A 22,957-nucleotide genomic window follows, 5' to 3' on the forward strand; every position below is an offset into this window, starting at 1 on the left:
CAGCAGGGCCTGCTTCATTTCGTCTTGCGCGACGATGGCGGAGAAGGGGAAGCGGTTCATAGTGTCAACCAATCTGGACTATGCGGGTTGTAACGGCAAGTGTGCTGTGAAAGACTATGCGAGACGCCGCGCGCGGCCGGGGAGGAGTGCTTGAAGCGATGTTGAACGAGCACAAGCTCCGGCGCGAAATTGTCGGCGAGATGCATTTGCGGCGCTGGCCGCCGATCACTCCGCCGATGACGATCGTGCAGATCCTCCGTCTCGGTCCCTCTGAAGGCCTGCCCCCCTTTCGCGGTGGCCCCGCTTTCGCGGCCGAACCCGGCCAGCGCCATATGCAGGGAATTCTCGCGGAAGGACTGCTCTTCACGTGGGAGCGCCACAGCGAGGCGACCACCCTGACCGTCTTCGCCAGCCCCGATGCGCCGCTGCTTGCCGAAGCCCGCGCCTGGGCCGAAAGCGCGCCGGGCGAAGTGCTGCGCGCCACGCTCATCGATATCGAAGCCGAACCCGCTGCGGCCGCGGCCCGCATGGCCGAGTTCGATATCGATCCCGCAGAGCTCGTCTGCTGCGATTTCGGTGGCGGCGCGCGGCTTTCCTCGGATTTCCGCATCAAGGAGGAAGGTTATGGCCGCCTCGTCGTCGCCGCAGGCCAATTGGGCCCGGTCGATCTCGCGCGCGCGGTCCAGTCGCTGCAGGAACTCGGCAACTACCGCAACATGGCGCTCCTTGGCCTTCCCGTCGCGCGTGCATGCTGGATCAAACTCGATGCCGCGGAAGAGGAACTGCGCGCGTTCGGCCGTCGCCTCGATTCGGACGAGACTTCGGACAACGAACTGCTCGACGCTCTCTGCGCGATGTCGCTCGAGCTTGGCACCATCGCCAGCGACTCGCGCTATCGCCTGAGCGCTACCGCCGCTTACGCCCGGCTGGTCGATGAACGCCTCGCCACCCTCGCGCCTGTCCCGATCCCCGGCTTTGCCAGCCTCGCCGATTTTACCCAGCGCCGGTTCTATCCCGCGATCCGCACGTGCGAGACCGTGGTGCGCCGCCAGCAGGAACTCGCCGAGCGATCTGCCCAGCTCACCTCGCTGCTGCGCACCCGGATCGAGACGCGGATCGAGGACCAGAACGCCCAGCTGCTCAAATCGCTGGAAAGCGCGACCCGCACCCAGCTGCGCCTCCAGCACCTCGTCGAAGGCTTCTCCACCGTCGCCATCACCTACTACGCGGTCTCGCTGCTTGCCTATCTCAGCGGCGGCCTTGCGCTGTTCGGCGTCCATGTGGAGCATGATATCTTCGCCGCGCTCGTGATTGTCCCCGTGTTCATCATGCTCTTCGTCTACTTGCGCCGCGAACGCAGCCGCCTCGGCGCAGACTAGCAAAATTGCACCTCCGGACCCGCTTTACGGCGCGTGAAAGGCAGGCAATAGCCATGCCCGATTAGCGTTTCCGGGAGAACAGAGCGATGGCCGATGAAGAGACCTTTGCAGACCTGCGCGAAGGCGTACGCAAGCTCTGCGCTCGCTTCCCCGGCAGCTACTGGCAGGCGCTCGACCGTGATCGCAAGTACCCCACAGAGTTCGTGACCACGCTGGCGCAGGAAGGCTGGCTCTCCGTCCTTATTCCCGAGGCTTACGGCGGCTCCGGCCTCGGCCTTGCTGCAGCGACGGCCGTGCTCGAGGAAGTCCACCGCTCCGGCTGCAACGGCGGCGCGGCCCACGCGCAGATGTACACGATGGGCACGCTTCTGCGCCACGGTTCCGAGGAACAGAAGGACCGCTACCTCCCCGCCATCGCGCGCGGAGACCTGCGCCTCCAGGCCTTCGGCGTGACCGAACCCACCAGCGGCACCGATACCACGCGCCTCACCACGTTCGCCCGCAAGGATGGCGACCGCTATGTGGTCAACGGCCAGAAGATCTGGATCAGCCGCGCCGAACATTCCGATCTCATGGTTCTCCTTGTGCGCACGACCCCGCGCGAGGACTGCGCCCGCCCGACGGAGGGCATGAGCGTCTTACTTGTCGACATGCGCGAGGCAGTCGGCGATGGCCTCACCATCCGTCCCATCCGCACCATGCTCAACCACGCGACGACCGAGCTCTTCTTCGATGATCTTTCGGTGCCTGCCGACAACCTGATCGGCAAGGAGGGTGAGGGCTTCCGCTACATCCTCTCCGGCATGAACGCCGAGCGCATCCTCATCGCCTCCGAATGCATCGGCGACGCGCGCTTCTTCATCGATCGCGCCAGCGCCTATGCCAGGGAACGCTCCGTCTTCGGCCGCCCGATCGGCCAGAATCAGGGCGTCCAGTTCCCCATCGCCCGCGCCTATATCCAGACCACCGCCGCCGCGCAGATGGTGGCCGACGCCGCCGCGAAGTTCGACGCGGGGGAGGGCGCCGGCACCGAAGCCAACATGGCCAAACTGCTCGCCTCCGAAGCCTCGTGGTTCGCGGCGGACATGTGCGTGCAGACCCATGGCGGCTTCGGGTTCGCCGAGGAATATGACATTGAACGCAAGTTCCGCGAAACCCGCCTCTATCAGGTCGCGCCAATCTCCTCGAATCTCATCCTCAGCCATGTGGCGACGCACGTGCTGGGCCTGCCGAAGAGCTTCTGAAACAAGCCTTTGCGCAGGGAACGTGGAGGCGTAGGATCGCTCCAGCGCGGGGGATCCATCGCCGAGTCTACAGGCGGTGGACATGCCGCCAGGACTGGAGAAGATGCGATGACAAGGAACCTGCTGCTGTTGGCAAGTGCTGCCACTCTCATGCTCGCCCCCGTGGCCGCAGCCGCTGAAACGTTGGTCCTCACGGCCAACCTTTCTGGCGCGAATGAAGTCGGAGGGGGCGCGCCCGAAGGCAACGGCGCCTTCCGCGTGGAGATCAACACCGAAACCGGCGACTTCTGCTACACGCTCTATGGTGAGAAGATATCCGCGCCCACGATGGCCCACGTCCACACTGGCGCTGCTGGCACCAACGGCGCACCTGTCATCACGATGGACGTCACCGGCAAGGGTAGCGACATGTGCATCGCGGTGGAGCCCGCCAAGCTGAAGCCGATCGTCGACAATCCCGCCGGGTTCTACGTCAATATCCACACTGCAGACTTCCCCGGCGGCGCGGTGCGGGGACAGCTGGCGAAAGGCTGAAGCGCCACTGGCTGGTGCTACCGGCCGGCACTGGCAGCGACCGGCAGCCGAAGAGGTATTCAGGGCGCATCCGGCTCGTCTTTGCCGGAAAGTAGGAGCCTTGCAGCGGGCGGTGGAGGCGGGAGAGATTGGGCGCCGCGCCGTACGCATGAGACCGGGGTGGAAATGGCGGGCCTGTCAGGCATTTCAGATAAGGGAGGGCAAGATGCCTTCCCTTATCTGAAACGGTAGCCGTATTCTTCAGGTCGACCGTGCCAACGCACCAGCCCCTGCCATCAGTCATTACTGACCAACGGCGCGATCACTCGGGCAGGAAGGATCAGAGGAAAAAGTCGGATGCGTAAAGCGTCATGGTTCCGCTGATCACGATCATGAAATCCGCCACCCGATCGCCATTCGTATCGCCGCTCACGAGCGTGTCGCCGCTGGCAAACTGGTAATGCAACTGGCCCGCAACGCCCGAGAACGCTGCCGCGCCGATGAATGTGAACGCATTGTCGGCACCGCCCACGCGGGCATCGATCGGGGAGAGGTCGATCCGATCACCTGCTGCCGGGTTGAAATCATAGATCGCGTCGGCCGTGTCCGGCGTGCTGCCCGATAGGTCGTATTTGCCGAAACGGAACAAGTCCGCACCCGCCCCGCCTTCCATGAAATCACGGCCTGTTCCACCGACCAGCAGATCGGCGCCGGCATCTCCGCGCAGCCAGTCGCTGCCGATGCCGCCATAAAGCGAGTCGTTGCCCGCGCCGCCCACGATCAGGTCATTGCCGCGATCGCCGGTCAGGTAGTCATTGCCCATGCCGCCCAGTAGATTGTCATTTCCGCCAGCGCCGCGAAGCGTATCGGCATAGCGTGAGCCGAACAGCACGTCGTCATAGCCCGTCCCGGTCTGGTTCAGCGCCGATGGATTGGCATAGATGAAATCCTTGGCGAGCAGCTGGTTCGTTGCGATTCCGTCCAAGGTCAGCACGTGATCGTAGCCGGCGAAGAAAGCGTTGATCGTGGCATCGCCATAGCTGTCCGTTTCGAGCAAGGCCTTGACCTGGCTGAAATCGGTGACGCCCCAGGCCGAAAGATCCACGCGGTCGACATTGAGGGTGAAGTCCCTCACCAGGTCGTCAGAGTAGCCGGACCAGTCCCTCGCGCTCATCACGAAAAAATCGTAGCCGGCTCCGCCCCATAGATCGTTGGTGCCGGTTCCGCCGATCAGCACATCGCTGCCGCTGCCGCCGTAAAGGTGGTCATCGCCCCGACCGCCATCGAGGTAGTCGTTGCCGCCAAGTCCAAAGAGATCGTCGTCGCCGGCATAGCCATAGACGTCGTCATCGCCGTTGGTGGCGTATATGGTATCGGAATAGGTCGTTCCGTCGAATATGCGGGCCATACGTGTCTCCAGGTGCCCCCTGGTGAACGTTGAGATCGCTCTATTCCGCTGAATACGTGGTGAACCTCGCCCAAGCTGCGACGACCTCTGCACATACCATCATCCGCTCGGAGAGGTAGCAGATGTGTCTATGCCCCGCTTTGCGCTGTCCTACAGTGACGGTCTTGCAGCATGATGCTCCAGTGCCGGCGAATCCAACGCAATTCCGTCTTTGGGCGCCCCTATCGACGGGGGCGGATGGGGCGCGGGGTCAGGGACGCTTTGTGCTCGGGACTGTGTCAACCGTGTCAACTTCGCGCCGCAAAGGCTCTTCCAAGATTGCCGCCAATGCTCCCGACAGCAATGCCCCAGAACCAAATGGGGGCCGGCATTGCTGCCGGCCCCCACTGTCGCCGCTGCTGGCACTCTCGCTTTCCAGCGCCTGAGCTCACCGCGTCCTTCCGCCGTTCCCTGCCCTTCGGAGCCCCCCTCCTTTCGGAACAGGGTTCTTCCGGTCTGCCCTGCATTTCCGGCCATCCCGCTGGGCGGGCTTGCCGTTCCTGACCGGGCGCCTGGTACTGCGGCGTCCGCAGTTCCTGACCGCATGGGCCTGGCAGTCGCTGGTGCCGTTGCCGCCGCTCCCGCGTTGCCGCGTTCGCCGCTGCTGCTGGCGTGTTTCCTTCTCCTTCCTCCGGGCACCGCTCCCTCCGGCACCTCCCTTGCGGGTTTTGCCTTCGGACGGATCCCCCAAGGGGAAAAGGGCCCTTCCGCACGTCCCGGCGTGCTGCCCCTCGCATCCGCTTCTACCGACTTTGCTTCTGGTCTTGCGACCATCGGCCCTGCCGTTTCAGCCTTGCTTCGGGACGCCGTTCCGGCCTCCGGAACCGGTCCTTCCGGTTTGCAGTCCGCTACCTCCAGAACGCGCCTCAGCACGTCGGAAATGGTTTCATTGCAAACTTTCCAGTCCGATCCGATTGGAAAATTTATGCCTTTAATCAGTGCCTTGCAGCGCTTCTTTCAGGCTTCGTTTCCCTCTCGACAAGGCAGATGCTGCGCCTCGTCGGTGAGTCGCACAAGCAGAAAAATGCAAAGTTATCCACAGGCAGTGCAATGCCAAGTGGACAACTCCGCAAGCTGCGGAAACGCCGATATTTTAGTTTTGTGACGATTCGTGGCGGGGCTTAGTTCCCGCGCTGCGCCAGGAGCCGAAGGCGCAGGGCGTTGAGCTTGATGAAGCCCGCCGCGTCCTTCTGGTCGTAGGCGCCGGCATCGTCCTCGAACGTCACGTGGCGCTCCGAGTAGAGGCTGTCAGGCGACTTGCGGCCGACGACCGAGGCGTTGCCCTTGTAGAGCTTGAGGCGGACAGTGCCGTTCACCTTGGACTGGCTGTGGTCGATCGCGGCCTGCAGCATCTCTCGCTCAGGGCTGAACCAGAAGCCGTTGTAGATGAGCTCTGCGTATTTCGGCATGAGCTCGTCCTTGAGGTGCGCCGCGCCGCGGTCGAGCGTGATGCTCTCGATGCCGCGGTGCGCGCGGGCGTAAATCTCGCCGCCGGGAGTTTCGTACATTCCGCGGCTCTTCATGCCGACGAAGCGGTTTTCGACGAGATCGAGGCGGCCGATGCCGTGCTTGCGGCCGAGATCGTTGAGCGCGGCGAGCAGGGTGGCGGGCGACATCGCCTCGCCATTGAGCGCGGTGCCGTCGCCCTTCTCGAAGTCGATGGTGATGTATTCGGGCGTGTCCGGCGCGTCCTCCGCGTTCACCGTGCGGCTGTAGACGTAGTCCGGCGTTTCCTGCCACGGATCCTCGAGCACCTTGCCCTCGGACGAGGTGTGCAGGAGGTTCGCATCGGTAGAGAACGGGCTTTCGCCGCGTTTGTCCTTGGGCACCGGGATCTGGTGTTCTTCGGCCCAGGCGATCAGCGCGGTGCGGGAGGTCAGGTCCCATTCGCGCCAAGGAGCGATGACCTTGATCCCCGGCTCGAGCGCATAAGCCGAAAGCTCGAAGCGGACCTGATCGTTGCCCTTGCCGGTAGCGCCATGTGCAACGGCATCGGCGCCGGTTTCGCGCGCGATCTCGATCAGACGCTTGGAAATGAGCGGGCGCGCGATCGAGGTGCCGAGCAGGTAATCGCCTTCGTAGCGGGCATTGGCGCGCATCATCGGGAAGACGAAATCCCGCACGAACTCCTCGCGCAGGTCGTCGATGTAGATGTGCTCGGGCTTCACGCCCATCAGTTCGGCCTTGGCGCGGGCGGGAGCCAGCTCTTCACCTTGTCCGAGATCGGCGGTGAAGGTGACGACCTCACAACCGTAGGTCACCTGCAGCCACTTGAGGATGACGCTGGTATCGAGACCGCCAGAGTAGGCGAGGACGACGCGCTTGATTTCGGACATGGCAGCCAAGTTCCCGTGGACAGTGCAAGGAATGGCGCGGCGGCTAGCAGGGCCTGCTCTGCGGTGCAACCGCCCTGCTTGCTGTGTCAGGTCCGTCGATCAGAGGATCAGGTTCTGGTCAGCGATAATGGCGGGGACGCGGATTTCCAGATCGGCCACGCCATCACCGTTCACATCGCCAAAGATCTGGCTGAGCACGTAGCCGTCTTCACCAGCGCCGATATAGATGCGGTAGTACCAGAGTTCGCCCGCGTGGCCGGTAGGACCGCCAACGAGACTGAACTGCTGGTTGCCGGATTGGGTGGTGTCTGCATCGATGGCGGACAGATCGATCACGTCGTGCGCGCGCGGGTGCGCCGGGTCATAAGCGCGGAAGTTGTCAAAGATATCGAGGGCACCGGGCGTGGAATCTGCTGCCGACGTATAGATGAACCGCCAGCCGCCTGTCGTGCCGTTCTGAAAATGATCGATACCGGTGCCGCCTGTCACCCGCGTAAAGCCATCGGAGGAGAAAGTGTCGTCACCGGCACCGCCGATCAGGATGTTGCGTCCAGCGCCGCCGGCCAGCACATCATTGCCGTCGCCGCCGTTGAGGCTGTCGTTGCCGCCGCCGCCAACGAGCACGTCATTGCCTTCACTGCCGGTAAGGCGGTCGGCACCGTCGCCGCCGACGAGGGTATCGTTGCCCCGGCCGCCGAGCAGGATGTCGCGGCCACCACCGCCGACGATCGTGTCATTTCCGGCAAGGCCGCGGATCGTCTCGTCGGCAAGGCTGCCGACTATCGTGTTGTCGAGCGCGTTGCCGGTCAGGATAGCGCGGCGACCTGCAGCGTCGCCGGTGCTAACGACAAGATCGGTCGCGTCTGGGCCAAGCTGGTAGTCGACGCCCGGCGCAATCGAGACGGGCCTCGCCGGGGCCGGAGCAGCAGGAATACCGCGCAGAGACGAAGCGAACGATGAACGGCGCATCGGAGAGGACCTTGATTGGTTTGCAATTGGCCTGAGCGTCGTCGTTCAGAGGGGCGATTGCAACAGCCGCCGCGCGCAAGGTCTGGCGCCCCTGTCTCACCTTGCGACAGTATGACGATGGTGCCGCGTTCTGCGGTGTGCTGGTGTCCCGCATGGGGACGCCGGAAGTCGCGGAACTTAAGTGCTGGCCGGTTCAGGCGGGGCTGCGGCGCGCATCGCGGTAGGCCAGCTCGGTCTCGTGGATGTAGTCGCGCGTAAGCGGCAGGGCATCGCGGTTACGCACGATCTGGAGCTGAAAATTGACCAGATCGGCATGTTCAAAGCCCGTCGCGGCGCCAGCGAGATAGAACTGCCACATGCGGAAGAAGCGCCCGTCGTAGATACGGGTGATCGTCTCCTCCTGCTCGGCGCAGCGCTTGTACCATTCGCGCAAGGTGAGCGCGTAATGGCGGCGCAGGATCTCGCAATCGGTGAGCATGAGCTTGCACGGCTCGATCGCCTTCACCGTCTCGCTCAGCGAAGGAATGTAGCCGCCGGGGAAGATGTATTTGCGCGTGAAATCGTCGGTGATGTTGGGCGGGCCCGACCGGCCGATGGTGTGGAGCAGCATCACCCCGTCCACCGCGAGCAGATCGTGGCACTTGCGGAAGAAGGTTTCGTAGTTTGGCACGCCGACATGCTCGAACATGCCGACTGAGACGATGCGGTCAAACGGACCTTGCTGGTCGCGGTAATCGGTGAGGCTGAAGGTGACCTTGTCTGCGACGCCTTCGCGCTCCGCCCAGGCCTTGGCGTAGCCGATCTGTTCGACGCTGAGCGAAATGCCGTGAATCGAGGCGCCCGAGATCTTGTGAAGATGGAGCGCCAGACCGCCCCAGCCGCAGCCGATATCGAGCACGCGCATGCCAGGCTTCAAATCGAGCTTGGCCGCGATGTGGTCCATCTTGGCGATCTGGGCTTCCTCGAGCGTGGTGACGCCTTTATCCCAATAGGCGCAGGAATACTGGCGCGCGGGATCGAGGAAGAGGTCGTAGAGGCGGTCGTCGAGATCGTAGTGGTGCGCCACGTTACGCTTCGAGGAGCGACGCTGGTTGATCTGGTCGAGACGCCCCGTGATCGCCACGCGCGCCTTGTCGAACAGGTTGAGGTTGTCGAGATCGCCGCCCTTTTCCCAGGGATTGTTGCGGCGGATGAAGCCGACGAAATCCATGATGTCGCCGTTCTCGATCGTGACCCGGCCATCCATGAAGCATTCGGCCATGCCGAGGCTGGGGTTGCGGGCAATGGCGCCGGGTACGCGCGCATCATGGAGCTTGAGGCCGAGATCGGGCCAACCCGGGGTTGCAGTGCCGTAGTGGCGTTGGCGGCCCGAGGCCTCCGTAAGGGTCAAGGTTCCGTACCTCACCAGACGGCGCAGCGCGGCATCAAGCAAAAACATGGACATCGGCGACCTCTTTGACCGGTTAACCTATATCTCGGCCTATGGCCCGCCGGCGCCGCGTGGGCAAGCCACGCGGCGCATAAGAGCGATGCATCAGCGGCAGCGCGAACCGCTGCGTTCGATCTCGCGCCCGAGCAGCGCGCCGCCTGCCGCGCCCAGCAGCGTGCCAAGCGTGCGGTCACCGCGGGTATCGATCGTGCGGCCGACCAGCGCGCCGCCGACCGCGCCAATTACGAGGCCGGTCGTGCCGTTGCTGCGCTTGCAGTAGTAGCGGCCGTCGCGGCCGCGCCAGACACGGTCACGGCTGGTGAGCGGGCGCGGCTCCGCGTAGCGGCCATAGCGGTCGTACTCGGCGTTGTGGGCGCGGCGACCATGGGCAGGTGCCCAGTAGGGCGGATCGGCAAGCGCCGGTGCAGCACCAAGCGCCGTGGCGGCGAGGGTCGCGGCGATGATGAACTTATTCATGACAGAGCATCCTTTCGGTTTGCTGAGGGTGACGGTCTAGTGCCTGCTACCCTGTCTGCAGGATGCCCAACCGCACGTGAACGCCGCGGCAAAGGCGACGACTTGGGGCGGGAGCGCGACGAAACGCAGGATTGGATCAGAGAACTTTCCTACAAGAACCAAATAGGTTAGTTGAACGCCGGCCTTCCCTGTCTTTCTGGAGAGATCGCATGCCCAATCCCCCCGTTACCTTTCCCGCGCTGTTCACGCCCGCCAACGCCGTCGCCTTCACCAACGCCGATGGAACCGCACAGACCGTAAGCGTGGCAGCGCCGCTGCCCGTCACGGTCACGGGAACCGGCACGCAGGCTGTCAGCGCCGTGAGCCTGCCCCTGCCGGCAGGTGCCGCAACTTCCGCCAACCAGTCTGCGACGAATGCTTCGCTCACGGCGATTTCGGGCCAGCTCCCGGCAAGTCTCGGCGCGCGCCCTGCAGCAGCCAGTCTATCGGTTGGCATGGCAAGCGATCTCGCCAGTCTCGAACCCGGCGCTGCCGCGATTACCGGCACGACAATGCCGACCGGTGGCACCGGCCTCACCGGCTGGCTTTCGGCGATCTATCGCTCGTGCAGCGAAGGGGCGACCATCGCGGGCAGCGTAACCTCGGCCAGCACCGTGGTTTCGGCGAGCAACAATCTCTACATGGGTGGGTCGTTTCATGTGACGAATGCAGGCACGACCTGCACGGTCACCTACGAGCAGTCGAACGACGGGACCAACTGGGTTACGCTTCCGGTCGTTGCCGCAGCTTCACCCACGGCAGCGCCGGCTACGACCTCGACGGTCTCCGGTGTGTATTCCTACGTCTCCTCGGCGGCGTTTGTGCGGGCGCGGGTATCGACTTACACCAGCGGCACGGTCTCGGTCGTCCTCAGCCAGAAGCAACAAGTCGCACCGGCAACCGGTGTCTCGCTCGCGGCAGGCTCTTCGGGCATTGGTAGCGTTGCGGTATCGGGCACGGCGACGATTTCCGGCATTGTCAATCTGGGGACGGGCTTTACCGATAGCACGACCGCGCTTGCGGCTTCGGCCACGTTCACCGGCACGGGCCGGGCCAACAGCGCCGCGCAGTACGAGTTCTTCGCGGCAACGGCCTTCGCCGATCAGGCGGGAACGCTATTCATCGACCAGTCGCTGGATACGGGTGCCACCTACCAGCCCATTCTGAGCCAGGCGGTGGCAGCCGGGGGGGCGGCCAACATCGCCGTGCGAATGTGCGGGGCGGTCGGTACCGCCACGCTTTACCGCGTGCGCTACGTCAACGGCGCAGCTGCGCAAAGCGTGTTCCGCCTTTCGAGCAGCTTTTCCGCGAGCTGATCGCCGTTAGCCGAGCGCGGCCTGCTTCTCTTCGAGCAGTCGGTCGAGCTCGGCGCGGGATTTGCGCTCGGCCGCGGTCTTGAGCTGTCCGCATGCAGCATCGATATCGCGGCCGCGCGGCGTGCGAACCGGCGCGGAGATGCCCGCATTGAAGACAATTTCGGCAAACTTGCGGATCCGGTCGGGCGTCGAGCATTCATAAGGCGCGCCCGGCCAGGGATTGAACGGGATCAGGTTCACCTTGGCGGGGAGGCCGTACTGCTTGATCAGGCGGACCAGTTCGTGCGCATCGCTGTCGCGGTCGTTCTTATCCTTCAGCATCACATACTCAAACGTGATGCGGCGTGCATTGGACGCGCCGGGATAATCGGCGCAGGCCTGCAGCAGTTCCTCGATCCCGTATTTGCGGTTGATCGGCACGATCTCGTCGCGCACGTCCTTCGTCACCGCGTGGAGTGAAACGGCGAGGTTGACGCCAATTTCCTCGCCCGCGCGGGCCATCATTGGCACCACGCCGCTGGTCGAGAGCGTGATACGGCGCTTCGAGAGTGCGAGGCCGTCGCCGTCCATCACCACCTTGAGTGCATCGCGCACGTGATCGAAATTGTAGAGCGGCTCGCCCATGCCCATCATCACGATATTGGTGAGCAAACGGCCGTCGGGCGTGTAGTCCGAGGTTTCGTCGTCATCCGCATCGTCAAAATCAAGGCCTTGATCCGTATCCGGACTGGCCATCGAGCCGCGCGGCCATTCGCCCAGCACATCGCGTGCAAGCATGACCTGGCCGACGATCTCGCCCGGCGTGAGATTGCGCACGAGGCGCATGGTGCCGGTGTGGCAGAAGCGGCAGTTGAGTGTGCAGCCGACCTGGCTCGAGACGCAGAGCGTGCCGCGCGTTGCATCGGGGATGAACACCATCTCGAAATCGTGGTTGTCGGCGGTGCGCAGCAGCCACTTGCGCGTGCCGTCGCTGGACACCTGCGCCTCGACAACATCGGGCCGCCCGATAACAAAGCGTTCCGCCAGCCAGGGGCGCATCGTCTTGGCGATGTCGGTCATCGCCTCGAAATCGGTCACGCCGCGGTGGTAGAGCCAGTGGAAGACCTGCTTGGCGCGCAGTTTGGCGGCCTTGGCATCGAGCCCGGCGTCTTCGAAGACTGCAATGATCTGCTTGCGGCTGAGGCCGATGAGATCCACGCGCCCATCAGCACGCGGCGTCACCTCACGAGGGACGGGCACGGGATCGATATGTCCCGGGATCGGCATGGGGGTGATCTGCATCGCGCGCATATAGGGGCAAGCGCGCGCCCGTGCAAACCGGCGCGGAAAGGCGTGAGCGTACTTGCTTGTAACGAATGCCCGATCTGGCGCGAACCCCGGTGCAGTGCTTCTCCTGCCAAGGCATCACATCATGCACCGCCTCGTGCTTGCCGCCGCCGCTCTTCTTGCCGCGAGCGCTTCGCCTGTACTGGCAGACCCCACCGGCTGGAGGGCGACTGCGCTCGCCGGCCTTGAACGCACCGATGGTGCGCCGGGCAGCGGGGCGAGCGACGGGTTCTATTACGGCGGGCAGCTTGGCTACGATTGGCAGCTTGGCCCGGTGATCGCCGGCGTGGAGGGCGATCTGGGTGGTTCGAGTGCGAACCAGATCGTCGGCACCCGCCGCGCCAATCAGGGTGTGTTTGCCTCGGCGGCTGTCCGGCTTGCGGTGCCGGTGACCAGCGGTCTGCGCGGTTTTGTCCGCGGCGGCTATGCCTATCACGAGGTGACCTACGACACCGGCAGTGCATTCCACGGCAGTGGCTGGACCGTGGGCGGCGGCGGCGAGGTCGATGTGACGCAGCGCCTTTTCGTCCGGGCGGAGTACCGCTTTTCCGACTACGGGCGCACGGTCCGCGGGCAGCAGTTCCTCGGTGGTGTCGGGCTCAGGTTCTAGTTCTGCGCGCAGCCCAGCATGGCCGCGTCCATCGCGGAGGCGGCGCCGGCCAGCGTGTAAACGTCGGTAAAGGTCCGACCGGCCGCGGTCCTGGCGGTGATGCTCATGGTCGAGGCCGAGCGCATGGCGGCGACGATGGCGGCGTCCATCCGCTGGTCTGCCGCCCAGGCATCCGCTGCCCCGGCGACAAGCGGGAAGCGTTGCCCCGCAAGTGCGAGGGTGACCACGCTGCCCGGTCCGATCTTGCGCGAAAGGCGCACATGAATCTCGCCGCGCGCGCCGCGGCGCGGCCAGGTGCCGACGGTGAAATAGGGCTGAAACTCGTTGACGCGGCCCTCGACCTTGTCGGCCATGGCGATGGCATAGCAGCGCGGGACGCCCGCATCGGAGAAGGCGCCCCAGTTGTTCCAGATGCCGAGGCTGTCACGCGCCAGCACAGAGGGCGCGGCGAGGATCAGGGCGCCGGCCAGAGCTACGCGCCTCATGGATCCACCAGATCGAGATAGGCAACAACGTCGTTGTCGGTTGCGATGAACAGGTCGGCCTGGATCTCTTCGGGTTGCTGTGCGGCAAGCGCGAGGGCTTCGGCGAGGGTGCCGTAGAGCAAGGTCTGCGCCGCACCGCCTTCCGGGCCGTCGCTGAGATGGTAAAGGCGGACACTTGCGCTTTCGTGCGTCGAGCGCATCAGTCGTGGCCCTCGCGCCGGGCGCCATCGAGCAGGCGAGCGCTGCGTTCGGCTTCTGCCTTGGTTGTTTCGCGCTCGGCTCGGGTGCGATCGTGGGCGAGACGATTGGCAGCGGCTTCGGCCTCCTTGGCTTTGCGCGCGGCGGCCTTGCGGGCGAGGCGGAGGTTGACGATCTCGCCCATCAGGCGTGCTCGCTGCCGCGTTCGGAGCCGAACAGCACGGTTTCGCGGCCATCCTGAACGAGCGCGATCGAGCCTTGCACGAGCGAGGGGGCAATCGGCGCGCCTAGTTCGGGGTGTTCCGGATAGCCCGCCATCATCCCGCGCAGCACTCGGCTCGATATGCCGTGCATCACGACGATGTGATCGCCAGGCGCATCGCCCACGTCGTCCAGCCAGTTCGCGAGGCGGGCAGCGATCATCGGATAGTCCTCCCCATCGGGGGCAGGGCGGAGCAGGTGATCGGCAATGACGATCGGGCCGACCTCGCCCTCCACATCGTCGTAGAGCCGTCCGCACCAGGAGCCCATGTCGATCTCCTTGAGATCATGCGTGCGCCGCGCGGCAAACCAGTCAAGCCCAAGCACATCGGCGATCATCGCCATGGTCTGCAGCGCGCGGCCGGTTTCGGAGACATGGAGGGTGACACTCGGCTGATCCCCCAGCGCGCCCCGCAACGCAACACCCATCGCCAGCGCCTGTTCGGTCCCGAGGCGGGTGAGGGGGGTGTGAATGTGGTTCGCCTGAAGGCGGCGCGCGGCATTGTAGACGGTCTCGCCGTGGCGCATGATGAAGAAACGGGGGCTGGCCATGGGCCGCGTGATAGCGGTTGGGCTGGCGGATGGCGAGGGGGGAGCGGTAGGCTCCCGACCAACCGTCGAAGCATCAGCGACGACGGTGATACCTGCTTGGGAAGCCAATTGCCTTGCCGCACATTGCGCCGTTTCTCGGCGAACCCGCGCTAGGCAAGCCGGCAAGGCTGAGCCGGCCGGTGGGCGTGCCGGAGTAGCCGGCGGATATGGCGGTGCGGCTCAGTCGTCCGCTCGCGCCGCAGAAGCCAGTGCGTAAGGGCAAAGGGCCTGTCGATAGGGGTGCGGGTGGGAAAGGCCTGTCGCGGGCGGTGTAAACCTGCCATGCTGGACTCCTCTCTGGCATGATCGGCGCACGCGCGTGATTTCTACTCCTATTCTCGTCGCCGCTGGCGGAGCGATCGCGCTCGGCGTGGTCGGCGGGCTGATGACGCCGATCGGGCCCTGGTATGCGAACTTGCGGAAGCCGCGGCTGCAACCGCCGAACTGGCTGTTCGGACCAGCGTGGACGGTGATCCTGGGGCTTGCGGCATGGTCTGCGGCGACGGCGTGGGGAGCGGCAACGACCGATGCCGCGCGCACGAGTGTGGTGATCCTGTTTGCCACCAATGCACTGTTCCATCTCCTGTGGAGCCCGCTGTTCTTCAAGCTGCGGCGGCCGGACTTGGCGCTGATCGAGGTCGTGTTCCTGTGGGGCTCGCTGGTGGCACTGGTGGTGGGCTTGTGGCCGATCTCGCCGTTCGCGGCCAAGCTGATCCTGCCTTATCTGGCGTGGGTAAGCTTCGCCGCTTGGCTGAACTGGGCGATCGTGCGGCTCAACGCGCCGTTTCGCTAGGCGCTGTTGCAATGAACCTGATGCGGGTTTCGCCTGCGCGCAGAACCGCGTCGGGCGGCAAACGCAAAGGTTCCCCATCAAACAGCGCGAAAACCGGGCGTGTTGCGACGAAGGCGAGTCCGTTGGCCCGGGCGCTCTCGATGCCGCGCGCCGTCTCCCAGTTCCCCGCAAGATAGGTGAAGCCGAGGCGGACGCCGTCGGTCCAGCCTGCTGCGCGAACACGGATCACCAAGAGGCCGCCTGCTTCCGGGTGTACGAAGACAGCGCGATAGCCCGGCGAGCGGCGCGATCCGTCGCGCAGATGGATCGCCCGCGAGAGCGAGCGCACCCATGCAAGGCGAACCGCGCGGCGCAGGCGGGCCCAACGATTGTAACGGATGGCCTCGCGCGCATGGACCCAGCTCGCGCCCGGACCAATGATCACGCGCACGAGCGAGCGGTGCGGACCGCACTCGACCGTCGGTACGCTGCGCGACTCTGGTGGCTCGGCGATCGCCGCGATGATCGCCTCCGGCCCGACTGGCCCATGAAGAGCCTTGGAGAGCAGGTTCATGGTGCCACCCGGCAAGGCGAGAAAGAGGCCCGCCCAATCATCAAGGTGCTGTACGACCGCGTTAATCGTCCCATCGCCGGAAGCGACCGCCACGATATCAACGTCCTTCAGTAGCTCGATCTCCGGCAGCTTCTCGTTCGGGAAATCGGTTGTGCCGGAGACGGTCCAATCCCGTGCAGTGAAGGCCGCCACCAGCTTGGCCTCCCAATCGTCACCAACGGCGCGCGATGCCCGATTGAGTATGAGCCAGACGTGCATGGGCGGTCGTTCCTTTGATTGGAGGCGGGGAGCGGAGACACCCAACGGAAAACGCAATCGAGCAACGACGGTTTCAAACATTCGTCGTCCCGGATCTTGAATCTATCCTTCGGGGAAGGTGATCTCCATTACTTCCCACTCTTTCTCCCCACTGGGTAGCCTGACTTTGCGCAGGTCGCCCACGCGAGCGCCGCGAAGGGCATGGGCGATAGGCGCGCTCCAGCCGATCCGGCGGGCTGTCGCGTCCTGTTCGTCGTCACCCACGAGCGTCAGCGTCATGCGGTTGTCGTCCTCGTCCGCAATTTCGACTGTGGCGCCGAAGAGGACGCGGGTCTTGTCCGGCTGGTGGGCAGGATCGATAACACGGGCGGCCTTCATGCGACGGCTGAGGAAATTGAGCTCCCGGTCGATCTCGCGCATGCGCTTGCGGCCGTAAAGGTAGTCGCCGTTTTCCGAGCGATCGCCATTGCCCGCGGCCCAGCTGACGATTTCGACGATCGCCGGGCGTTCGGTGCCGAGCAGGTGGTCGTAACGCGCGCGCAGCGCTGCCATGCCGGCGGGGGTGATCGGATTGCCATCTGTTTGCATTGATTGCGTTCTAGCCGTGGATGGCCGTGCAGGGAAGGTTGCCCCCTTGCGGGCACGCGCCTAGGGCGGGGCAGACTGCTTCTGACGAGGATATCATGGCCAAGACGATCGCGCTGACACTGACCGAAGACGAACTCGAGATCCTGGTGGATGCGCTCGAGGCGGACCTTGAAGGCTATGCCGAGGCGACCGAGGAAGCTCGCGCGGCCGGCAACAAGGAGGACGTCGAGACCTTCAAGCTCGCGGCGCTCAACATCCAGAAGCTGCTGGCCCGTCTGCAGGACATGCTGCCCGAGTGATCTTCAGCCGGGCGTCGGCTTGCCAAGGAAGTGGCTGAGCGGATCGGCGCCGTTGTAGCTGGCCTTGTCCGGGTACATCGCTTCGTAGACGACCGCGTTCTCCATCACGCGCTGGACGTAGTTGCGTGTCTCGGACAGCGGGATGCGCTCGATCCAGTCGATCCAGCCGGGCCCGCCTGCGCGCGGATCTCCATTTGCGCGGAGCCACTTGTTCACGTTGCCCGCGCCTGCGTTGTAGGCTGCGACGGCGAGCGGGTAGCTGCCGTTGTAGTAGCCCAGCAGGCGCTGGAAATAGGCGCCGCCGACCTGCAGGTTGAATCCGGCATCATCGATCAAGGCCGAGCTTGAGTAGGACAGGCCAAGCTTGCCGGCCTGTTCATTGGCGGTGGCGGGCATGAGCTGCATGAGGCCGCGCGCGCCGGCGTGGCTGACGGCGTTCTGGGCGAACTGGCTCTCCTGCCGGGCGATGGCGTGGATCATCGTCCACGCATGTTCGTAGCCCTGCGGCACCGGGATCACCGGGAAGGCGATATGCTGGAAGTCGAGGTAGCCGCGCGCGGCGGCCGCCTGCCCGACGATCACGCCGAGATCGCGGCGGCCGAGCTCGCGGGCAAGTTCGGCGACAAGGACGTGTTGGCTCTTGCTCTGCTGCTGATCGCTGATCTCGCGGAAGAAGCGCACAGTGGTGCGCCATTCGGCATCGCGGGCGGCTTCACGGACCGCCTGAGTCAGCAGCGCAGCATTGAAGCGGGCGCGTTCGTCGGGCGTGGGCTGAACATCGGCATCGGCGGCAAATCGCGGGACGGGGCGGCCCAGCCGTTCAAGCGCGAGGAGGCCGTAGAACTGGTCGGCATAGGCAGCGGCCATTTCGAAATAGCGCTGCGCCTCGGCCTGCTGGCCGCCCTGTGCAGCCGCGAGGCCGGCCCAGTAAAAGCCCTTGGAGCGCGTACCGGGGGTGCGCGCGGCCGAGCCGTAGCGCCAGAACAGCGGCGCGGCTTCCTTGCCGCTGCCAAGCTGGCGCAGCGCCTGCTGGCCGCCTAGCCACATCAGCGAGGTGTAGTCGTCGCGCAGATCGTATGCCGTCTGGCTGACGTCCTCGCCCTGCGCGAAGGCATCGTCGATTCCGGCGGCAATGCGATAGGCCGTGCGGGCATCGCCGCCGGCGGCGGCGCCGCGCGCGTTGGCAAGGAGCTCGTCCACCCACTTCTCGCGGCTCAGCGGCGGGCGGGCGAGCAGCGGTCGGTTCGCGATCAGCGCCTGCGCAGCGGCGCCATTGCCTTGCCGGCGGAGTTGCCGCGCGCGCGAATAGATGAAGCCGGCATCGGCATTCAGCACATCGCCGCTGGTGCCATCGGCGGCGGCATAGGGATCGAGGCCGAGCAGCGTGGCGAGGCGTGCGGCGAACAGGCCGCGCCGGGCGGGGCTGACCCGCGCGGTCTGGCGCGCGGCGGGGGAGGGGTTCCCGGCCCAGAGCAGCGCGTCCATCCGCGCGTCCTCATCATCCGGCGTGAAGGTGCCGCCCCAGCCGGCGAGAATGGCGCCTTCCGCAGCTTCGCTCATCGATCCGCCGCGCCAGGCGGCGCGGGCCACGGTATCGGCTTCGGGACGACCAAGCGCTTTCAGGGCAAGGGCATATTGTGCGCGGGCCGGGTTGGTCAGTGGAGGCACGCGGTCGAAGAAGGCGACGACACTGCTGGCATCGGCCGACTGGCGATCGAGCGCGGCCTCGGCCGAGCGGCGCAGCTTTTCCTCTTCCGGGAAGCCGCGATAGCTGAGGATGAAGCCGGAATAGTCGGTAAAGGTGTAGGCGTTCGAGGCCGTGAGCATCTGCCAGCGGCTAATCGCTTGCGCCAGCGGACCTTGCCCCTGTGCGATGAGCTTGGCGCGCGCCGCATCCCATGCGGTTGCGCCGTTCTCGACATCGCTGGCGTGGCACGCTGCGGAGGCGGCGAGCACCGGCAGCAAGGCGCCGCCCAGCAGCAGCTTTCGCAAGCTCACTCTCATCTCCATGCTGGACATTCTGGCATTCGTCTTCCTATCAGGCGCGGGTATCGGCCGTGCAGTGCCGCGCCGTGCAGACGCCTTGTGGCGCAGATCGAAGGGCAAAGTCCATGTTTTCCGGCTCCATTCCGGCTTTGGTGACACCTTTTCGCGGCGGGGTGTTTGACGAGAAAGCGTTTCGCCGGTTGGTCGATTGGCAGATCGAGAACGGCTCTTCGGCGCTGGTTCCCTGCGGCACGACGGGCGAGGCGAGCACGCTTTCAAACGCCGAGCACCACCGCGTGATCGAGGTCTGCGTGGAGCAGGCAGCAGGTCGGGTTCCGGTCATCGCCGGTTGCGGTAGCAACGACACGATGAACGCACACTTGCACATGACCTTCTCGCGCAAGAGCGGCGCCAAGGCCGCGCTGTGCGTCGCGCCCTACTACAACCGGCCGAGCCAGGCGGGCCTCCTCGCGCACTTCGGCTATCTTGCCGAAAACAGCGATCTGCCGATCATTCTCTACAACGTGCCGGGGCGGACGGTGACTGACATCCTCCCCGAGACGGTGTGCGAACTGGCGCGCCGCTACCCGGACAAGATTGTCGGCATCAAGGATGCGAGCGGCGACCTTTCGCGCGTTACCGACCACCGCATGGGCATCGGCAAGCATTTCTGCCAGCTATCAGGCGATGACGAACTGGCGCTCCCCGCCAACGCGGCGGGCGCTGTGGGCTGCATTTCGGTGACGGCCAATGTTGCCCCGCGCCTCTGCGCCGATTTCCAGGCGGCCTGCGCGGCGGGCGACTACGAAAAGGCACGGGAGCTCAACGACAAGCTCTATCCGTTGCACTATGCGATGTTCGATGATGCCTCGCCGGGGCCAGTGAAATACGCCCTCAGCCGCGTGCATGACTACATCACCGACGAGCTCCGCCTGCCGCTGGTGCCCTGCAGCGACAAGGCCCGCGCCGAGGTCGACGCGGCCTTGAAGCACGCGGGGCTCATCTGAGCGGCACTACATGTGCCGGTAGATCGCGCGCTCGTGGCTGAAGGCCTTGAAGCCGAAGTAGCCGTGATAGCTGCCGGTGCCGCTGGCATTCACGCCGCCAAAGGGCAGGTGGTTTTCAAGGTAGTGCGAGAACACGCCGTTGATCGTCATGCCGCCCGATGAGGTGCGGCTGATCACCTTCTCGATGTTCGCTTCGTCGTCCGAGTAGACATAGAGCGCCAGCGGCTTGTCGCGCGCGGCGATGTAGTCGATCGCCTGATCGATGGTTTCGTAGTTCATGACGGGGAGGACGGGGGCGAAGATTTCCTCCTGCAGGATCTTCATCTGCGGGGTGACGCCGGTGAGCAGGGTGGGGTGGATGGTGAGGTCGCTCTCGTCCATCGTGCCGCCGACCGCGACGGTCGCGCCTTGGGCCACGGCATCATCGAACAGCGCTTTCACGCGGTTGAAGTTCGCCTGATTGACGATCTGGGCGATGCTTTCCTTCTTGATCGCGCCGCTTTCGTCATAAAGGTTCTTCGCGACGTTGGCCTTGAAGCCCTCGACCAGCTGCGCCTGCTGCTCCTCGCGTACGAAAACGTAGTCGGGGCTGATGCAGGCCTGCCCGCCATTGAACTGCTTGGCACCCGCAAGCTGCGCGGCGACCTTGTCGATATCCGCGTCCGAATCGAGGATCACGGGTGACTTCCCGCCAAGTTCGAGCGTGACGCTGGCGAGGTGCTTCGCGGCGGCGGCCATCACGATCTTGCCGACGCGGGTGCTGCCGGTGAAGAAGATATGGTTGAACGGCAGCTCAAGCAGCGCGGTGGCGACGCTGACATCGCCTTCGACGAGCGCGACTTCGTTTTCATCGAAGGCCTGCGCGATGATGCTGGCGGTGACCCTGGCGGTGGCCGGGCAAAGGTCCGTCAGCTTCACGATCGCGGTGTTACCCGCCGCGACGGCGGCGGCCAGCGGCCCGAGCGCGAGGCCGAGCGGGAAGTTCCACGGGCCCAAGATCAGGCAGACCCCGCGCGCTTCATAGCGGATCTGCGCGCGGTCAGCGGGGTTGAGCGAGGGGGTGACTTCGGTGGGCGCCATCCAGGCATCGAGATTGTCGATATTGCGCTGGATATTTGCCGTGACGTTCATCACCTCGGTGACGCGGATCTCCCCCTCGGGCTTGCGCGTGTCTTCCAGCACGGCGGCGACGATGGCATCGGCATGGGTCTCTACCGCCGCCTTGAGGCCAGCCAGCTTGGCCTTGCGCACATCGGCGCTGGACGCCTTAACGTTCCACTGGTTCGCCTGCTGGAGCTCGAAAATGCGGAGGAGGTCGGCTGCGGTCGGGTTGGTCATGGGTTGGTCTTGCCTGCGCTTGCTGGGGGCCTCGGTGGCCAGGTTCGGTTTCCCGATTGCTGTAACCCAGCGCCGTGGTCAATGTAAGGTGACCTAACGGATCGCTCTGTGCAACGTTGGTGGGCGTGATGGGGGTGGTCGGGGCGCCGATCACCGGCTTTTTCGCGAGATATCCCTTCAGCTGCCCGGAACAACCTTAGGTTCATCTGGTCGGGTGCATCCGGGGATCGTCGCGGTCCGGAGAGAACGCTGCTGCGGATCATCCAGGCTTCCCCACACAACCAAAGGCTTCACCATGAAAAGATCTATGTTGTCGGCAGCTATCTGCCTCACTGTCTTCGGCGCCGGCCTCGCAACTGAAGCGCAAGCACGCCATTACCGTCAGCACCATCATCATCGCCAGTATTCGCAATATCGCGACGCGCGCAGCGATCACGGAAACTGCCTGCGTTTCAACAAGACCACCGGCACTGTGGCCGGCGCGGTTGGCGGCGGTTTGCTGGGTAAAGTCATTTTTGGCAGCACTGCCGGCACGCTGGGCGGCGCGGCGGTGGGGGGCCTTGCCGGGCACGAACTGGCCAACAATCGCCGCAAACGCTGCTGATCTGGGTTTGATGCCAGTGCCGGGATAGTGCTGGTGCGCTACGCCGGTTTGCTCAAGGGCAGACCGGCGTAAACGTGCCCAAAACAGGCTGCGGCTCGCCCCCGCTTACCCCATCGACCACCCATGGCTCGCGACCAGCGACTGCCCGGTCAGCGCATTGCTCGGGAACGCAGCAAAGAAAAGCGCGAGCTCGGCAATATCCTCCACCGTGGTGAACTCGCCGTCGACCGTCTGGCCGAGCATGACCTTCTTGACGACTTCGTCCTCGCTGATGCCCAGTTCCTTGGCCTGTTCAGGGATCTGCTTGTCCACCAGCGGGGTGCGGACGAAGCCGGGGCAGATCACGTTGGTACGCACGCCCTTCGGGCTGGCTTCCTTGGCGACCGTGCGGCAGAGGCCGAGGAGGCCGTGCTTGGCGGTGACATAGGCGCTCTTCAAGGGGCTTGCTTCCTTGGAGTGGACCGAACCCATGTAGAGGATCGCGCCGGAACCCTGCTTGTACATGTGCGGGATCACCGCCTTGGTGGTGAGGAACGCTCCATCGAGATGGATGGCGAGCATCTTCTTCCAGTCGGCAAAGGCGAAGGCTTCGATCGGGTTCACGATCTGGATGCCGGCGTTGGAGACGAGAATGTCGACCGAACCCCAAGCCGCGACCACGGCGGCGACCCCGGCGTTCACCTGATCCTCGTCGGTCACGTTCATGGCGACGGCCATCGCCGCACCGGGGTGATCCGCATTGATGCCGGCAGCGGCAGCCTCGGCGGCTTCCAGCATGAGATCGGCAATGGCGACCTTGGCGCCCGCAGCGGCATAGCGCTTGGCGATGGCGAGGCCGATCCCACTGGCGGCGCCGGTGACGATGGCAATCTTGTTGGTGAGGTCCATGGGGAGGCTCCTGCGTTTGGGGG

Annotated in this window: 24 protein-coding genes; 9 read left to right on the forward strand and 15 right to left on the reverse strand. The window is 64.9% G+C overall.

The genetic code is table 11. The annotated features are described in order from the left end of the window. Window positions 1-158 precede the first annotated feature (158 nt). The 3 genes from Q0082_RS07735 to Q0082_RS07745 all read left to right on the forward strand — a co-directional run bounded on the left by Q0082_RS07735 (window position 159) and on the right by Q0082_RS07745 (window position 3,157). Window positions 159-1,379: a DUF3422 domain-containing protein gene (locus Q0082_RS07735; protein WP_298191306.1), complete on the forward strand. Its 1,221-nt coding sequence runs from the start codon at window positions 159-161 to the stop codon at window positions 1,377-1,379. An 86-nt stretch (window positions 1,380-1,465) separates the two neighbouring features. Then, window positions 1,466-2,623, forward strand: a complete 1,158-nt coding sequence (locus Q0082_RS07740; protein ID WP_298191307.1) for an acyl-CoA dehydrogenase family protein — start codon at window positions 1,466-1,468, stop codon at window positions 2,621-2,623. 108 nt (window positions 2,624-2,731) lie between these two features. Further along, window positions 2,732-3,157 (forward strand): CHRD domain-containing protein, encoded by a 426-nt coding sequence (locus Q0082_RS07745; RefSeq protein ID WP_298191308.1) that lies wholly within the window; start codon window positions 2,732-2,734, stop codon window positions 3,155-3,157. 319 nt (window positions 3,158-3,476) lie between these two features. On the opposite strand, the gene Q0082_RS07750 is transcribed toward Q0082_RS07745, so the two are convergent. The 5 genes from Q0082_RS07750 to Q0082_RS07770 form a co-directional block, all read right to left on the reverse strand. After that, window positions 3,477-4,544, reverse strand: a complete 1,068-nt coding sequence (locus Q0082_RS07750) for a M10 family metallopeptidase C-terminal domain-containing protein (protein ID WP_298191309.1) — start codon at window positions 4,542-4,544, stop codon at window positions 3,477-3,479. A gap of 1,160 nt (window positions 4,545-5,704) precedes the next feature. Next, entirely contained in the window at window positions 5,705-6,919 is a 1,215-nt protein-coding gene (locus Q0082_RS07755; protein WP_298191310.1) for an argininosuccinate synthase, read from the reverse strand. A gap of 99 nt (window positions 6,920-7,018) precedes the next feature. Further along, window positions 7,019-7,888: a hypothetical protein gene (locus Q0082_RS07760; RefSeq protein WP_298191311.1), complete on the reverse strand. Its 870-nt coding sequence runs from the start codon at window positions 7,886-7,888 to the stop codon at window positions 7,019-7,021. Between the two features lie 193 nt (window positions 7,889-8,081). After that, entirely contained in the window at window positions 8,082-9,326 is a 1,245-nt protein-coding gene (locus Q0082_RS07765) for a cyclopropane-fatty-acyl-phospholipid synthase family protein (protein WP_298191332.1), read from the reverse strand. Window positions 9,327-9,422: 96 nt separating this feature from the next. Then, on the reverse strand, window positions 9,423-9,794 hold the full coding sequence (locus tag Q0082_RS07770) for a glycine zipper 2TM domain-containing protein (RefSeq protein ID WP_298191312.1): 372 nt from the start codon (window positions 9,792-9,794) through the stop codon (window positions 9,423-9,425). A 209-nt stretch (window positions 9,795-10,003) separates the two neighbouring features. Here Q0082_RS07770 and Q0082_RS07775 point away from each other — a divergent pair, with 209 nt between their 5' ends. After that, window positions 10,004-11,149: a hypothetical protein gene (locus Q0082_RS07775; RefSeq protein ID WP_298191313.1), complete on the forward strand. Its 1,146-nt coding sequence runs from the start codon at window positions 10,004-10,006 to the stop codon at window positions 11,147-11,149. Between the two features lie 6 nt (window positions 11,150-11,155). Here the strand turns inward: Q0082_RS07775 and rlmN are convergent, their stop codons facing one another. After that, window positions 11,156-12,439: a 23S rRNA (adenine(2503)-C(2))-methyltransferase RlmN gene (gene rlmN / locus Q0082_RS07780; protein WP_298191314.1), complete on the reverse strand. Its 1,284-nt coding sequence runs from the start codon at window positions 12,437-12,439 to the stop codon at window positions 11,156-11,158. A 121-nt stretch (window positions 12,440-12,560) separates the two neighbouring features. Between rlmN and Q0082_RS07785 the strand changes: the two genes are divergently transcribed. Then, window positions 12,561-13,085: an outer membrane beta-barrel protein gene (locus tag Q0082_RS07785; protein WP_298191315.1), complete on the forward strand. Its 525-nt coding sequence runs from the start codon at window positions 12,561-12,563 to the stop codon at window positions 13,083-13,085. Here Q0082_RS07785 and Q0082_RS07790 read toward each other — a convergent pair. Genes Q0082_RS07790 through Q0082_RS07805 form a run of 4 tightly spaced genes read right to left on the reverse strand, consistent with a single transcriptional unit; the run spans window position 13,082 to window position 14,581 of the window. Continuing rightward, window positions 13,082-13,570, reverse strand: a complete 489-nt coding sequence (locus Q0082_RS07790; protein ID WP_298191316.1) for a hypothetical protein — start codon at window positions 13,568-13,570, stop codon at window positions 13,082-13,084. The two genes, Q0082_RS07785 and Q0082_RS07790, sit on opposite strands and share 4 nt — an antisense overlap. Continuing rightward, the gene (locus Q0082_RS07795) at window positions 13,567-13,770 is read right to left on the reverse strand and encodes a hypothetical protein (protein ID WP_298191317.1); all 204 of its coding nucleotides are present in this window, start codon (window positions 13,768-13,770) and stop codon (window positions 13,567-13,569) included. Before Q0082_RS07795 ends, Q0082_RS07790 begins: the two co-directional genes overlap by 4 nt. Continuing rightward, a complete protein-coding gene (locus Q0082_RS07800; RefSeq protein WP_298191318.1) occupies window positions 13,770-13,952 on the reverse strand; it encodes a DUF4169 family protein in 183 nt (60 codons plus the stop codon). Before Q0082_RS07800 ends, Q0082_RS07795 begins: the two co-directional genes overlap by 1 nt. Then, window positions 13,952-14,581, reverse strand: coding sequence for a phosphoglycerate mutase family protein (locus Q0082_RS07805; protein WP_298191319.1), 630 nt, complete (start codon window positions 14,579-14,581; stop codon window positions 13,952-13,954). The genes Q0082_RS07800 and Q0082_RS07805 overlap by 1 nt, the downstream gene beginning before the upstream one ends. A 358-nt stretch (window positions 14,582-14,939) precedes the next feature. Here Q0082_RS07805 and Q0082_RS07810 point away from each other — a divergent pair, with 358 nt between their 5' ends. Further along, on the forward strand, window positions 14,940-15,413 hold the full coding sequence (locus Q0082_RS07810; RefSeq protein WP_298191320.1) for a TspO/MBR family protein: 474 nt from the start codon (window positions 14,940-14,942) through the stop codon (window positions 15,411-15,413). Here Q0082_RS07810 and Q0082_RS07815 read toward each other — a convergent pair. Together Q0082_RS07815 and Q0082_RS07820 are read right to left on the reverse strand one after the other, a co-directional pair. Continuing rightward, on the reverse strand, window positions 15,394-16,224 hold the full coding sequence (locus tag Q0082_RS07815; protein ID WP_298191321.1) for a diacylglycerol kinase family protein: 831 nt from the start codon (window positions 16,222-16,224) through the stop codon (window positions 15,394-15,396). The two genes, Q0082_RS07810 and Q0082_RS07815, sit on opposite strands and share 20 nt — an antisense overlap. A gap of 102 nt (window positions 16,225-16,326) precedes the next feature. Beyond that, window positions 16,327-16,812: a GreA/GreB family elongation factor gene (locus Q0082_RS07820; RefSeq protein ID WP_298191322.1), complete on the reverse strand. Its 486-nt coding sequence runs from the start codon at window positions 16,810-16,812 to the stop codon at window positions 16,327-16,329. 95 nt (window positions 16,813-16,907) lie between these two features. Between Q0082_RS07820 and Q0082_RS07825 the strand changes: the two genes are divergently transcribed. Continuing rightward, window positions 16,908-17,111, forward strand: coding sequence for a hypothetical protein (locus tag Q0082_RS07825; RefSeq protein WP_298191323.1), 204 nt, complete (start codon window positions 16,908-16,910; stop codon window positions 17,109-17,111). A 3-nt stretch (window positions 17,112-17,114) separates the two neighbouring features. Here the strand turns inward: Q0082_RS07825 and Q0082_RS07830 are convergent, their stop codons facing one another. After that, on the reverse strand, window positions 17,115-19,115 hold the full coding sequence (locus Q0082_RS07830) for a lytic transglycosylase domain-containing protein (protein WP_298191333.1): 2,001 nt from the start codon (window positions 19,113-19,115) through the stop codon (window positions 17,115-17,117). A gap of 107 nt (window positions 19,116-19,222) precedes the next feature. Here Q0082_RS07830 and dapA point away from each other — a divergent pair, with 107 nt between their 5' ends. Then, entirely contained in the window at window positions 19,223-20,104 is an 882-nt protein-coding gene (gene dapA / locus Q0082_RS07835) for a 4-hydroxy-tetrahydrodipicolinate synthase (protein ID WP_298191324.1), read from the forward strand. Between the two features lie 6 nt (window positions 20,105-20,110). Here the strand turns inward: dapA and Q0082_RS07840 are convergent, their stop codons facing one another. Then, window positions 20,111-21,499 (reverse strand): aldehyde dehydrogenase family protein, encoded by a 1,389-nt coding sequence (locus tag Q0082_RS07840; RefSeq protein ID WP_366522528.1) that lies wholly within the window; start codon window positions 21,497-21,499, stop codon window positions 20,111-20,113. A 253-nt stretch (window positions 21,500-21,752) separates the two neighbouring features. On the opposite strand from Q0082_RS07840, the gene Q0082_RS07845 reads away from it, so the two are divergent. Then, window positions 21,753-22,046 (forward strand): glycine zipper 2TM domain-containing protein, encoded by a 294-nt coding sequence (locus Q0082_RS07845; RefSeq protein WP_298191325.1) that lies wholly within the window; start codon window positions 21,753-21,755, stop codon window positions 22,044-22,046. A 105-nt stretch (window positions 22,047-22,151) separates the two neighbouring features. Here Q0082_RS07845 and Q0082_RS07850 read toward each other — a convergent pair whose 3' ends face one another. After that, the gene (locus Q0082_RS07850) at window positions 22,152-22,934 is read right to left on the reverse strand and encodes a 3-hydroxybutyrate dehydrogenase (RefSeq protein ID WP_298191326.1); all 783 of its coding nucleotides are present in this window, start codon (window positions 22,932-22,934) and stop codon (window positions 22,152-22,154) included. Window positions 22,935-22,957: the final 23 nt, after the last annotated feature.

Source organism: Novosphingobium sp. (assembly GCF_027489515.1).
In the GTDB taxonomy this organism is placed as follows: Bacteria; Pseudomonadota; Alphaproteobacteria; order Sphingomonadales; family Sphingomonadaceae; genus Novosphingobium.